Origin of the sequence: Pseudanabaena sp. lw0831 (assembly GCF_016584665.1) — a bacterium.
Taxonomy (GTDB): Bacteria; Cyanobacteriota; Cyanobacteriia; order Pseudanabaenales; family Pseudanabaenaceae; genus Pseudanabaena.
In genome coordinates this window covers 55,941-70,121 of the sequence record NZ_BBJB01000115.1, presented here as the reverse complement: position 1 = coordinate 70,121, position 14,181 = coordinate 55,941, and the positions used below count along the sequence as shown (strand labels likewise).

The following is a 14,181-nucleotide window of genomic DNA, read 5'->3' as shown; positions in this document are numbered from 1 at the left end:
ACTAAGAGAGTTTTTAATGGCAAAGTATTGTGTGTAAATACAAGGAATGAGAATCTTATTAGTAAATCATTTTGGAGTTTAGCAACGCTGGTATATTAACATGGATAAAATAGATACATAAATATTAAATTATTGGTCTTCATGGATGAGCATTGATTAATTAATAATCATAATGCTCAAAAAACTTTGTAATACTACTGTTTAAGGATTATCGCTATTTTAGAGGGCATAAAAGTGGAATTGCTCTGGTTGCTTGTCGGAATTTGCCTTGGCGCGATCGCAACTAGCGCTTGCTGGTTTAGTTGGAACTATGCCAAACAGAGGCGAAATCGTAAGTTGCGTAAGCGATCGCGTCATGTATTTAAAGCAAAATCGATTCGTAGTTTTAAGTCTTGGGCAAAGAATATCCAGCAAAATATTCGGCAAAACTATAACAATCAATTTAATGCTCAATTTCAATTAATTGAACATAAGGAGGATAGAGGCGATCGCTTATTGTGGGGGAAAATTGTCGAATTATCTCCCATTGGCTATATCCAAGTTGATCAAGATAATCGCTTAACTGTATGTAATCAACAAGCTGCATCCATGATGGGGATCGCCAACCATCAAAAAGGATTAATTCGGAAGCCATTTTTGTTGCAGCTAATTCGATCCTATGAACTTGATCATTTAGTCGAACTAACGCGATCACTTGCACAAGGCTCCCAAGTTGATTGGGTATTTCATCCTGCAATTCCCGATCCTGTCGATCCTGTGCCACAGATAGGGAGACCGATTCGGGCTTGTAGTATTTATTTGGGACAAGGGCAAGTTGGCATTTTTTTGATAGATCGCCAAGAATCGGTAGCGATCACTCAGCAACGCGATCGCTGGACTTCTGACATAGCCCATGAACTTAAAACACCCCTAACTTCGATCCGTCTGGTGGCGGAGACGCTCGAACCCCGTGTTGATCCTGCGGCAAGAATTTGGGTAGAACGTCTGCTTAGCGAAATAGATCGGATTACCAAGCTTGTCCAAGACTTGCTGGAATTGGGGCAGATGGATGTGGGAGTTGAGTCAGTATTGCACCTAAGTGAGGTAAATTTATCGTCAATAGTGCGATCGGTCTGGGTAACCCTTGAGCCATTAGCCAATCGTAAACAAGTCAAACTCAAATATATTGGCAACGAATTATTTTGGCAACTTGATGAATCACGCATTTATCGGCTTTTGCTGAACTTATTAGACAACAGTATTAAGCACAGTCCAGCGCTTCAGTCGATTACAATCAAAACCAGCGTGATAGACTCGAACTTACAAATAGAAATAATCGACGCGGGAGAAGGTTTTCCTGAAGAATCTTTACCCCATATTTTTGATCGTTTTTATAAAGTCGATCCATCGCGGACAAGATCGGGAACTGATCGTGGGGGTAGTGGATTAGGACTGGCGATCTCTCGTCAGATTGTCACATTACATAAAGGATCGATCGCTGCCAAAAATCATCCTGAGACTGGTGGAGTATGGATTACGATCACGCTACCATATCAAAATCCTACAAAATAAAAATTGTAAAGCTCTGAGCACTTTCATAACTAAATCATGAGCGCAGAAAAACTTCTGAAAGAATATGCTTCTGGTCGGCGTGACTTTGCCAGCTTAAATCTAGCTAATGCCAATTTGTTTAATAGCGATTTAATCGGCGTTAACTTGACCAAAGCCGACATGAGGCGAGCGAATCTTGTATTTGCTTTTCTTAACAAGGTTACCTTTAATCATGCCAATTTATCGGGTGCAAAACTCGGTGGTGCAACGCTTAACCAAGCGATCATGATGAGTACCAATCTGTCCGAGGCGGATTTACATGGAGCAATGTTGCAACGGGTGAATCTATTTGGGGCAAATCTGTCCCTTGCCAACTTGATGGATGCCAACCTAAGTGAGGCAGATTTACGCAGCGCCAACCTCCGTGGCGCAAATTTACGCTGTGCAATCCTGAGTGCCACTCTTATGCGAGAGGAGCGGGGCTATCCGCCTACAAGTATGAGCGGCGCAAATTTACGCAAAGCCGATTTGCGCGGGTCAAACCTAAGTGGAGCCGATCTTACGGGCGTTGATCTGTCTGGCGCAAATCTGAGTGAAGCGACGCTCTCAAGAGTTAATTTGCAAGGAGCTAATCTGAGTGGCGCGATCGCGAGCGGTACAATTTTTACTGAAGCAAATCTGAGTAATGCAAACCTCACAGAGACAAACCTTAAAGGTGCAAACCTGACCAAGGCTGATCTCAAAAATGCAAACCTGCGGCTCGCAAACTTATTTGGAGCAAATCTCACTAAAGCGAATATGACCATGACAACATTAAGTAACGCAGGATTGATTCAGGCAATACTTAATGGTAGCGATCTATCGCGATCGCTGTTAGACAAAGCAAATCTTAGCCAAGCTAGTCTAGTTGATGCTTATTTAGTCAGAGCTAATCTTGATGGAGCCGATTTTAGTGATGCTGTGCTGACCAGAGCTGAGATGAGTGGAGCCAGTACTATTGGTACAATTTTTAGTGGCGCAACTATGCCCGATGGCAAATCTCACTCTTAAAATAATCACGAACAATCTAAACTCAAAAAGCCTGTTCCGCCCGCGTGGCGGGCGGAGCAGGCTTTGACTCTGTTTTTTATTGTGCCGACAGACTTAATACGTTGATTATTAACCTTGACGTAGAATGCCTTAATCAATCAATATGTCAACTGAGCATTGCAGCGCCCAACAAAAATATGGAAGATTTAAATCTTCTAGAGGAAGTTATAGATAGCTTGGAGCAAGACAGCAATGTTCTTCGCATCAAACGACTTATCCTCTTTACCTGTCATGATTCTTGGTCAAATGATGTCAACGAAGTTAAAGCGTTGCATGTGCGTCAGCTTGTCCAAGAATTGATGATCATGTTTCCCGATCTCAATAAACTCAAGCACAAGTTAAACAGCCAAGTTAAGCAACTCAGCAAACAGTCAGACTATCTGCTTGCTGCTGACAACATTATCGATAGTCTTGGGTTTCTCTATACTCTGCGTGATGAAGGAAAACTACCCCATAGTTTTTTAAACCCAGAGATATCTTCAGGCTCTCAAAATGGATCTCTTCCAACTAGAAATGAGGCTCCTGAGAAAACTGAGAGTGATACGATTCCCCACAAACACAATCTTAAATATTTAACGAATCTATTTGATTTGCGAGCTGACATTTCTCGAAATGTCAGTCCGCTTCATGCCAAAATCCTGCTTTTTTCAGCCCTAAATTATCGTTTCAGTCCACAAGAACGGGATTGGTCAGCACTGTATACCTACGATATTGATGATTTGATTCAGCTTATCTTTCAAACCTATGAAACTGTTGAAGCGCTAGAAACGAGACTAGCTGAAGTAAGTCTAACGCTAGATCAACCTGAAGATGCTAAACGCGCTTCCGCAGTAATTTTACAAGCCATAAGACCTTTCTATTAAAAAGCTCAAAAGGAGGATCCTCGCGGCTTGCCCAGCAAATCTCATTATAAAAATCAGTTTCATAATTAATCCCAAAACATAAAATGGCTTCGCCATTTTATGTTTTGGGATAAGATCAAGTTAAACGTCGAGGCAAAATGATTAGTCCGCAAACTAAAGACGCGACTATGGGACTTGTTTATGGGCTTCTCGGTGTCATAATTTTTAGCATCACTTTGCCAGCAACCCGTATTGCTCTCACTGAATTCGATCCAGTATTTGTGGGGCTGGGTCGGGCAGTAATCGCTACGGGATTGTCATTAATTTTACTAATTACCACAAGACAGCCGATCCCATCTTGGCGATTTCTGCCTAGCTTTGCTGTTGTCGTAATTGGGGCTGTTGTGGGATTTCCATTACTCTCAACACTAGCAATGCGCGACGCTTCTGCGTCCTATGGAGCTGTGATTATTGGTCTATTGCCACTAGCTACGGCTTTGTTTGGGGTTTTGCGAGCAGGAGAACAACCATCAATAAAATTTTGGATCTTTGCGATCGCGGGTAGTGGATTGGTGATTACCTTTGCGCTGATATCTGGGACAGGGAATATTCGTTTTGCAGATTTGGCTTTACTAGGAGCAGTTTTCACCGCAAGTTTAAGCTATGCAGAAGGAACGGTTTTAGCGCGTACTTTTGGTTCGTGGCAGGTCGTGTGTTGGGCGTTGGTACTTTCATTTCCGCTCGTGTTTCCGATCGTATTGCTACATTTGCCATCTTCTTTTACAAATATTTCTAGTAGTGCTTGGATTGGTTTCTTGTATATCAGTTGTTTCAGCATGTTTTTGGGCTTTTTTGCTTGGTATCGAGGCTTGTTTTTAGGAGGGATTGCTCAGATTGGTCAGCTACAACTTTTTCAGCCATTTCTGACCATCCTTGCCTCAACGATCCTGCTAGGAGAGCCAATGACTTTCATGACATTGGGTTTTGCTGCTGGTGTATTGGTATGTGTAGCTTTAGGCAGAAGCGCTCAATTTAAATCTAGTAAATAATGGTGCGGCATTATAAATATAAAACCTCAGATGAGGGTTTTAAAATCACAAAATGGCATAGCCATTTTGTGATTTTAAAACCATTACTGGGTTTAGGTTTTAATTCGCAAAAGTGTTGTCACACTTTCGTGAATTGGTATTACGCTTCACTATTGTAAAGATTGGCTATTGTCACGTAAATCAAGATAAGCTTCTACAAACATTAGTTTTCATATAGACAAGCAATGGCAGCTACTTCTTCTCGACAGCCTAAGATTATTGTTCTTGATGACGATCCGACGGGTTCGCAAACTGTGCATAGCTGCCTACTGCTAACTAAATGGGATGTGGAAACTTTGCGGATCGGACTAGCCGATGCATCTCCGATTATGTTTGTACTGACAAATACGCGATCGCTAACGCCAGAAGATGCCACCAATGTAACGCGCGAAGTTTGTCGTAACCTGAAGCCAGCCCTTGAAGCTGAAGGCATCCAAGGATTTATGATCGTTAGTCGCTCTGACTCGACGCTGCGGGGACATTATCCAATCGAGACGGATGCGATCGCTGAAGAGCTAGGTAATTTTGACGCACATTTCCTTGTGCCAGCATTTTTTGAAGGTGGACGTTTCACCAAATCGAGTGTGCATTATTTAGTAGTTAACGGCATACCTACTCCAGTCCATGAAACCGAATTTGCCAAGGATTCTGTATTTGGCTATACGCATAGCTATCTGCCCGATTATGTCGAAGAAAAAACCAAGGGCAAAATTCTTGCCGCAGATGTGCAGCGGTTTTTATTGGGAGAAATTCGTGCAGGTGTACGTCAGCGTTTAGGGCGATTGCATGACAATCAATGCGGTGTGGTCGATGCCGAAAACCAAGCCGATCTGAATCAATTTGCCTCGGATATTTTGGCAGTGGCGGCGACTGGTAAAAGGTTTTTATTCCGTAGCGCCGCCAGCTTGCTGACGGCCCTTGCGAAGCTACCACCTCAGCCGATCGCTGCCGAGGATATGTCGAAATATATGCGATCGCATAAAGCAGGTGTCGCGATCGTTGGCTCCCATGTTAAAAAAACTACCGAGCAGTTAGAAAATTTGCTCAAGGCTCCCAATACAGTTCCTGTAGAAATCGATGTCTCTCGCCTATTAAATGATGCTGATGATCAATCGGCAATTCTTAAACAAGAAGCACTAGCCCAAGTTCAGCAAACCCACGCAACAGGCAAAACCGCCGTGGTGTTTACCAGTCGCAAAGAATTGGAATTTGCCGATACCTCCACCCGTCTGGCTTTTGGTCAGTCAGTCTCGGCGCTTTTGATGGCGATCGTGCAGGAATTACCCGCAGATATTGGTTTTCTAATTAGTAAAGGTGGCATTACATCCAATGATGTTTTGAGCACAGGTTTGAATTTGCCCACGGCAAGACTGCTAGGACAAATTCTTGCTGGTTGTTCCGTTGTGCGTACTCCCGAAGATCATCCCCGTTTCCCTGATTTGCCTGTTGTCTTATTCCCTGGCAATGTTGGTGATGCGAATGCATTGGCAACTGTATATACGAGACTTGCGATCGGGATCGAATAACTCAAAACCGAAAAAGTGTGAGGCGGCGCTTCGCGCCGCCTCACACTTTTTTAGTAGCTGGCGTTGTTGAGAGTTGTTCCGTCTAGCAGAGCATATTCAAAATTGCTTTTTAATAAATTGGCACTATCTAAACATGCTTCAGTTAAGTTTGCATGTTGCAGATTGGCATAGCTTAGATTGCAACCAAAACAGTTAGCCCCCGTTAAGTCCGCCCCTTGTAAATTTGCAAATTCAAGATGAGCATTGCTTAGATTCGCACCCCGTAAATTTGCATTGCTCAGATTTATACCCCTCAAAATTGCCCCACTCAAATTTGCTCCCCCCAGATTTGCCTCTTTTAGATTGGCGTTACTCAAATCAGCATTAGTCAGATTGGTAAAGTTAAGACTCGATCGCTCCAAATTTGCGCCCCGCAGGTCAGAATCACTTAAATCAGTCAGGTCAAGATCGGCATTTCGCAAATCTGATCTAGTAAAGATAATAGATGACAGCTTGCAGCAGGATAATTTTAGCCCCGAAAAATTTTCTGAATCAAAATCTTTACGCCCCATCTCATACATTTTTTTGACAGCCATTCCCATAGCGAGGGCATTAGTTGTCGGAGAGTGATGAGTTTTAGAATCTTGAATGGACATCATGACGATCGCTCTCTAGCTGAGACATTTAGCTACTTGTAACTATTGATTCAAATATAAGGCGATCGCGATTGATTGCACTTCACCCTATAGGATTGCATTGCTTTCGGGATAAAGCTCACAGATTATTTAGGATTGGGTTAGAATAACCATAATAAGCATTATTAAACAAAGCTTACTTCTCGATTTTTATCTACCACTGGAGTCAATAATGTCTAAAGAACAAAAGAGCAATAAAGAGACTAAAAAGCCCAAGAAAGACGCTTCTGAAAAGAAAGAAAAGAAAGAACCTAAAAAATACAATTAACTGCAAAAATGCCATGTCAACCGAAATTCTGAGTAATCGCGATCGCCAAGATTTTGCTGAATATCCACCTCAAATCTTGGCAAGAGCCGAAATAGCTTTGCGCTGTGCGCCCTTCACAGTGAAGTTGTTCGCGGACATGGCAACAGAGGGCGTAAATCTGAGGGCGATCGCCAGTAATGATGGCATCAAAAATAAATATTTGACCAGTCCCACCAATTTGATCGTTACCGAAAATGCTTTGCTATGGCTGATCCAAGTTGGGGTATTGCGCCGCGAAGTGGATGGTCAAGGCATTACTGATAGTTTTCGGCTGACCCCGATGGGGCATTTGTTATTGGATAAATGGCGATCGCAACCAAGATTTCCGATCGCGAGTTTTAGCGATCGTTGCCAAAATTTTTGGGCGCAAATTCAAATATCGCGATTTCTCTAAAATTTTCTTATAGCGCTTTGCGCTAAAAAAAATAAAAGCAGTCCTTCAGGCTGCTTTTATTTTTGAAATGGAACAAAAAAAACGAGGAGATCGTCTGATTGTTAAAGACTTAATATGCCTATATCGTGACGTATTGTGCGCCTATATAGCCGTGCGTTAACAACTATAGGTTGACTCTAGCAAATCATGCAGTAAATCGAGCTAGGAATAAATAACGATGAATATTGTCAGTAAAAATTTTCGTAGCCAAATAGGCAACAGATTTCAGAAGACATCTCTATGTCTTCTCGCAGCAACTCTTACTACAGCATCTTTTCTGAATACTATAGAAGCGATCGCAGCTCCATCTGTTCCCCAAATAGTTGCTCAAGTTCCACAGGACTGGCAAACAGGCGTACAGCTATTGCGTTTGCTAGACAACTCTGGCAACCTTTCAAGCATTGGCATTTTACTAGATGTTGCCAATAAGCCTTCGACTACCTACGCAAACGCGGTGTATCAGCTTTATGTAAAACGTGCTGGGGAATGGCGCGAAGTTTATACCAATTCAGGCGCAAGACTGCTCTCCAAAAATGCAGGGCGACAGTTTACAGCAGTAGAAGTGATTTCCCTAAGTTCCCTGAGCGAAAAAATCTCTCTTGATGATATTTACAATGGCGATCTCAAGGCGATTACTAGCATTCGCTATGACTTGCCCAATGGTGTCAAAGATGCGAGATTTGAGATCGAAGAAGTCAAATCCTTTACTTCAATTGTCACAGCTAGTGCAACTGAGGTAAAAGCTGGACGCATTTCTTCTGTGTACACTAGTACTTCCAACAATTCATCCAACAACTCCTCCAACAATTCATCAAATAACTCCTCCAACAATTCATCAAATAACTCCTCCAACAATTCAGTAATTTCCGATCGCGATTTGGGAATTACAACTGGTTCTCAATCAACGACTACGCAGTCTACTCAAACGGTGGTCATTGAAAACACAAATGTCCAGACAGGTAGTTCTGTTAAACCAATGAAGCCCATCGTTGTCTCCAAAAAATATGATGACGACGATGAAGATGATGACTATGATGACGATCGCCGAACCGATCGCAAAGAGCGCAAGGAGCGTGATGGCGTTGAGCTATCTAAAAAGAATCCTCATCGTGGACATTTTAGCTTTGCAGTTTTGCAAAATCAGCCGCGCTTGTCTCAGGTAATTGCACGTCTTTCGATCAAATCGAAGCGTTCTAATGGATTTCTCAAAGAGCGCTTTGTTGGTGATTATCGTTTTAACGTTAATCAGCGTGCTACCTTTATCCGTGGGCTGAATCCAGGCGATCGCCTAGTTGTCCGTTTATTCGACTTGAATAATCGTCCTCTAGGATATAGCGAAGTGCAACTGCTTAAAAACTTCTCAACCATTAGCCTGATTTTACCCAGCGATCCATCAGCATATGGCACTATTCGCACTGTCTGTGGTATCGACTCTCAGCGCATTGGTAAAATTGATCGTAATGTCAGAGTCTATGACTATTTCACTCAAATCCAGACGACAACCGTTCTAACTCAAACAGTTGCAAGCTTTTTGACAACATCTCAAAGTATTCCACTTGGTTTGTTTAATGTTGCAGGACTACCTCAAGCAACCAATCAATTCACCTATACCAACGCTTTTTCCAAAGGCAATTATTCACTGATTAATCGCACGATTAATGTATTCACACAGGACATGCCTCCTGTAATGCAGGTTCTACCAGGGCAGCTAGCTTCTGTAATTCCTATTACAGATTCGCAGTCTACCTTCGATGTAGTTCGCAAGATTCTAGATTACAAAGATCTGCGCCCAAATGGTATTTCGACCTTGTTTTAGCTAAAAAAGGGGCGCTTAGCGCCCTTTTTTTGTCTTACAGCGATTTACATTTACAAGAATCAATAAATTTTTGATTATGTAAAAGGAGGTAATGTAAGGGCAATTCATGAATTGCCCTTACATTACCTCCTTTTGCGTCAGCCCATAAAAAGGTTAGACTAATCTCATATTGCCGCCGATCCAATTGTTTTTCTTGAGTAAATCTGCATGAGCTATCTCGAAACCACCGCCGAATTTTACGCGGAAGCCGCAAAAACTCCGCAAGTTGGTCTGTGCTGCATCAGCACGCCACCACTACAATTTCCCAATCTCAAAATCCCTCAAATCATTGAGCAGATGAACTATGGCTGTGGTACAACCATCCATCCTACAGAATTACGCGGTAACCCAACAGTCTTGTATATTGGCGTTGGTGGTGGTTTAGAAGCTCTTCAATTTGCGTATTTCTGTCGCCGAAAAGGAAGTGTTATCGCTGTCGATCCTGTAGCTGCTATGCGCGAAGTGGCAAGTCATAATTTAAAATTAGCGGCTCAAGAGAATGATTGGTTTGATACAGATTTTGTAAATATCTTAGAAGGAGATGCTTTTGCATTACCAGTTGCCGATGCCTCGGTTGATGTGGTTGCCCAAAACTGTCTATTTAATATTTTCGAGCCTCAAGACCTACAACGAGCTTTGAAAGAAGTCTATCGAGTTCTCAAACCTAAAGGCAGATTAATTATGAGCGACCCAATCTCTACTCGTCCGATTCCTGCCAATCTCCAAGCTGATGAACGTCTACGAGCCATGTGTTTATCGGGAGCCATGACCTATGACGAATATATTCATTATCTGATTGAAGCAGGATTTGGACAGATTGAAGTCCGCGCCCGTCGTCCCTATCGTTTGCTCGATACCCATAGTTTTGATTTGGATACACCGCTAATGTTAGAGAGTCTAGATTCTGTATCATTCAAGGTTCCTATTCCCAGTGATGGAGCCTGTGTATTTACAGGTAAAACCGCAGTTTATAGCGGCATGGAGACATCCTTAGACGATCGCGCTGGGCATGTTTTGCAGCGTGGTAATCCTACATCTGTATGCGATAAAACTGCTTCAAAACTTGCGGAAAAGTTTCCTCAAGAGGTGATGATCTCAGATTCTACATGGCACTATTACGGTGGTGGATGTTGCAAATGAATAAGAAGACCCTCACCCCTATCCTCTCTCCCAGAGGGATAGGGGGAAAAGAGTTCGAGATATTTTCATGTTTGACGAGCGTTCTTTTTGTAGCGATCGCCTTTTTATTGATATTTTTATTAATCAATGTAGTTATTGTTGATCCCGCCTTTGCTCAAGAGGCCGCGAGCCAAAGCTTCAATCCCCAAGAACTACTCCGCTCAGCCTTGAAATGGGTAGAAAGCTTAGGCTATATTGGTGGGCTTGTCTTTATGCTCATTTATATTGTTTCCACGGTCGCCTTCATTCCAGGTTCGATCTTGACTTTAGGTGCAGGCGTGCTATTTGGCGTTGTCTTAGGCTCTCTCTATGTTTTTGTTGGCGCGACTCTGGGTGCGATCGCCGCTTTTCTGGTTGGCCGCTATTTAGCCCGTGACTGGATTGGCAAAAAGATTGAGGGCAACCAAAAGTTTGCAGCGATCGATCGCGCCGTTGCCCATGAGGGATTTAAAATCGTTCTCTTAACGCGACTGTCACCTGTATTTCCATTTAATTTGCTTAATTATGCTTTTGGTGTCACGGGAGTTACTCTCAAAGACTATGCTCTTGCCTCAGTGGGCATGTTCCCTGGAACCGTAATGTATGTCTATATCGGTTCTCTGGCTGGAGATATTGCCCGTATTGGCAGCGAAAATCAGCCTACAGATTCCACTATTCAGTGGGTAATTCGGATTGTTGGTTTTATTGCCACAGTTTCTGTAACGCTATATGTCACCAGAATTGCGCGTAAGGCGATCGCAGAAATCAGCTAGTGATCGCGATCACATAAATAATGTGATCAAATTCAAACTAACTCAACGCTGACATCACCACCTGACTCTTAAAAAAGCTTGATACTAAGTACATCAAGAGTTAAAGAAAAAAGGAGCAGAGCAATGTCAGTATTTCACTTCGGCGGATTTATCTTCAAGTTCTACGCTGGTTCGATCGCCGTTTTAGTTTTGGCAAATGCAGTCTCAACCCTTTAATTATTCTTCCCTACGAAAATGGATATTTTTCAAATCTTGATTTTTTCTTTTAAGTTTTTAGGTTGTGCGATCACCATCTTTGTAGTAACCAACGCCGCTTACAGCTATTAAATTTTCTCCTTAAAAATAAATGTCAAAGCACCAAAACTAATATGGTTAAGGTGTTTTTTTTCTTGTTTTTTTTCTGGCTAATGAGATTAAAATTGTCATCGATTGCCTAAATTTTTGTCCACAATTTCATATTGTAAATAACGATAATTTGAAATAAAGAGCTAAGAAAGCGCTAGAATCTTAAAAGTTTTGTCTGTAATTAATTCACCCAAAATACTTATCCTATGTACGACTGCATTGTTGTGGGATCAGGCCCATCTGGTGGTTCAGCATCCTATCACTTGGCAAAACGAGGACGCTCAGTTTTGTTACTCGAAAAAGAGAGTCTACCTCGCTACAAACCCTGTGGTGGTGGCGTTTCGCCAATGGTACAAGAGTGGTTTGACTTTGACTTTTCACCAGCAGTTTCACTGACAGTTCAGCAAATTCGCTATACATGGCAAATGGGCGATCCTGAATTAGTCGAACTAGAAACCAAAGAACCCGTCTGGATGGTACGCCGCGATGTTTTTGATCATTACCTTGTGCAACAAGCCCAAAAACTAGGGGTCGAGCTTCGTGATAATACTGGTGTTACTGGCATTGAGTGGAAAAGCGATCATTGGTTAGTCAAAACTGAAAATGATGTCTTTGAAGCCAAATATGTAATCGCTGCTGATGGGGCAAAAGGCTCCATGGCAAAATGGCTAGGATTTAAAGAACGGAAACGTCGCATGGGAGCTGCTCTCGAAGTCGAAGCGCCACATCCACATCCTGATACTAGTGCCGCTCACTTTGATTTTGGCTCCGTTCAAAATGGATATATTTGGAACTTCCCTAAAGCTGATGGATATTCTATTGGTGCAGGGACATTTATCGGTGGCGAGAAGCAAAATCTGAAGGAAATTGCTGCTAGATATGCTCAGGAATTTGGAATTAATGTAACTTCCATGAAGCAATTTGGACATCCGATTTGTCTATGGGATGGCAATCAACCACTGCATACTCAAAATGCTTTGCTCACAGGCGAATCAGCTTGCATCGTCGATCCTTTCACAGCCGAAGGTATTCGTCCTTCGTTATTAACGGGAATGTTGGCAGGAATAGCGATCGATCAAGCGATCGGTGGTAACGCTGATGCGCTCAAGCAATATACCCTCAAAGTCCAAGAAGAATGGGGTGAAGATATGGTTTGGGCGCAGCGAATTGCCAATATTTTCTATCGTATTCCGAGTTTTGGCTACAAGATGGGAGTGAAACGACCCAGTGCAAGTCAGCGCATGGGCAAAATCCTTTGTGGTGAGATGCGTTATCGCGATGTGGCTGGAGCCGCCATTAAACGGCTCACTAAAGGTTTAATCGGTATGAAATAAAGAATAGGTAGCTTAAAGCGCTACCTATTCTTTACAAGAAAATCGTAGGGGCAATTCATGAATTGACCCTACATCTCGTAATTGATGCATAGGTTCTATGACTAAAAGAAATTATCGATTGCTATTTCTATCCACTCCTGTGGGAGCCTTGGGATCAGGAATCGGTGGAGGCGTGGAATTGACACTGCAAAATGCGGCTAAGGCTCTGATGGCAAAGGGTCACGAGGTAGAAATCGTTGCGCCTGAAGGTTCTGTCACTAATGTCACGAAGCTGACCCAAATTTCAGGTAATATGCAAACTTCAGCCCAAACTCAAGTTGGTGCTGATATGGTTGTAATCCCACAGAACTCGGTTCTCGAAAATATGTGGAGCTATGCCAGAGAATCGCAAAATCAGTTCGATTTATTATTTAACTTTGCCTACGATTGGCTGCCTCTTTACCTCACACCATTTTTCAACCGCCCGATCGCACATTGGATCAGTATGTCGTCACTTTCCCCAGTGATGGATGCGATGGTGTCCAAAATTTCAGGAATTTGCCCTGACGCGATCGCGGTGAATACTCGCGCCTGTGCTGACACTTTTAGCCATGGCGATCGCCTGATGATTATGGGTAAGGGGATCGATGTGAATCAATATAACTTTATTGCGAAACCGAAAAATCCTAGTCTTGCATGGGTAGGGCGTATCTCTCCAGAGAAAGGCTTAGAAGATGCCGCCTCAGCTGCGCAAAGTACTGGATTACCTTTACATGTATTTGGATTGATTCAAGATGAAGGCTATTGGCAAAAGATTCAAACTTCTTTCCCTAAAGCTGAAATTTATTACGAAGGATTTCTATCTACGGATAACTTACAGCAAAAGCTGGGGCAATGTAGCGCTTTATTAATGACTCCACGCTGGATTGAAGCCTTTGGTAATGCTGCGATCGAGGCTTTTGCCTGTGGAGTGCCAGTTATTTCCTACAGTAGTGGTGGACTGAAGGAGATCGTCCGACATGGCAAGACAGGGTTTCTTGTAAAAATGGGAAGTGTGCCGGGGTTAGTTAAGGCAATTGATCAATTAGACCAAATCGATCGCTTTACCTGTCGTCAACAAGTAGAGGCAGAATACTCTCTAGAAGTATGGGGCGATCGCTTAGAAAAATGGTTTGACAAACTAATTTCAAACTATAGCAATGCTCGAATTAGTTAGAAAAAGAAGAGAATGGCGGCGCTTTGCGCCGC

Annotated in this window: 12 protein-coding genes; 11 read left to right on the top strand and 1 reads right to left on the bottom strand. The window is 42.7% G+C overall.

All coding sequences use genetic code 11. From position 1 onward, the window contains the following. Positions 1-234: 234 nt before the first annotated feature. The 5 genes from APA_RS23900 to APA_RS23880 all read left to right on the top strand — a co-directional run bounded on the left by APA_RS23900 (position 235) and on the right by APA_RS23880 (position 6,075). Positions 235-1,551 (top strand): PAS domain-containing sensor histidine kinase, encoded by a 1,317-nt coding sequence (locus APA_RS23900; RefSeq protein ID WP_236580026.1) that lies wholly within the window; start codon positions 235-237, stop codon positions 1,549-1,551. A 36-nt stretch (positions 1,552-1,587) separates the two neighbouring features. Continuing rightward, on the top strand, positions 1,588-2,580 hold the full coding sequence (locus tag APA_RS23895) for a pentapeptide repeat-containing protein (RefSeq protein WP_201324719.1): 993 nt from the start codon (positions 1,588-1,590) through the stop codon (positions 2,578-2,580). A gap of 176 nt (positions 2,581-2,756) precedes the next feature. After that, entirely contained in the window at positions 2,757-3,482 is a 726-nt protein-coding gene (locus APA_RS23890; RefSeq protein ID WP_201324718.1) for a hypothetical protein, read from the top strand. Positions 3,483-3,619: 137 nt separating this feature from the next. Then, the gene (locus tag APA_RS23885; protein ID WP_236580024.1) at positions 3,620-4,510 is read left to right on the top strand and encodes a DMT family transporter; all 891 of its coding nucleotides are present in this window, start codon (positions 3,620-3,622) and stop codon (positions 4,508-4,510) included. 224 nt (positions 4,511-4,734) lie between these two features. Continuing rightward, positions 4,735-6,075 carry a four-carbon acid sugar kinase family protein gene (locus tag APA_RS23880; protein WP_201324717.1) on the top strand — a complete coding sequence of 447 codons (1,341 nt, stop codon included), beginning with the start codon at positions 4,735-4,737 and terminating at the stop codon, positions 6,073-6,075. Positions 6,076-6,125: 50 nt separating this feature from the next. Here the strand turns inward: APA_RS23880 and APA_RS23875 are convergent, their stop codons facing one another. Continuing rightward, positions 6,126-6,713, bottom strand: a complete 588-nt coding sequence (locus APA_RS23875) for a pentapeptide repeat-containing protein (RefSeq protein WP_201324716.1) — start codon at positions 6,711-6,713, stop codon at positions 6,126-6,128. Positions 6,714-7,030: 317 nt separating this feature from the next. Here APA_RS23875 and APA_RS23870 point away from each other — a divergent pair, with 317 nt between their 5' ends. From APA_RS23870 to APA_RS23845, 6 genes are all read left to right on the top strand, one after another. Then, complete coding sequence (locus APA_RS23870) at positions 7,031-7,450, top strand: Npun_F0494 family protein (RefSeq protein ID WP_201324715.1); 420 nt, start codon at positions 7,031-7,033, stop codon at positions 7,448-7,450. Positions 7,451-7,667: 217 nt separating this feature from the next. Beyond that, positions 7,668-9,305, top strand: a complete 1,638-nt coding sequence (locus tag APA_RS23865) for a hypothetical protein (RefSeq protein WP_201324714.1) — start codon at positions 7,668-7,670, stop codon at positions 9,303-9,305. Positions 9,306-9,512: 207 nt separating this feature from the next. Then, positions 9,513-10,484: an arsenosugar biosynthesis arsenite methyltransferase ArsM gene (gene arsM, locus APA_RS23860; RefSeq protein WP_201324713.1), complete on the top strand. Its 972-nt coding sequence runs from the start codon at positions 9,513-9,515 to the stop codon at positions 10,482-10,484. Further along, entirely contained in the window at positions 10,451-11,275 is an 825-nt protein-coding gene (locus APA_RS23855) for a TVP38/TMEM64 family protein (protein ID WP_236580021.1), read from the top strand. The genes arsM and APA_RS23855 overlap by 34 nt, the downstream gene beginning before the upstream one ends. 551 nt (positions 11,276-11,826) lie before the next feature. After that, positions 11,827-12,954, top strand: coding sequence for a geranylgeranyl reductase family protein (locus APA_RS23850; RefSeq protein WP_201324712.1), 1,128 nt, complete (start codon positions 11,827-11,829; stop codon positions 12,952-12,954). Positions 12,955-13,051: 97 nt separating this feature from the next. Next, the gene (locus tag APA_RS23845; RefSeq protein WP_201324711.1) at positions 13,052-14,149 is read left to right on the top strand and encodes a glycosyltransferase; all 1,098 of its coding nucleotides are present in this window, start codon (positions 13,052-13,054) and stop codon (positions 14,147-14,149) included. Positions 14,150-14,181 lie beyond the last annotated feature (32 nt).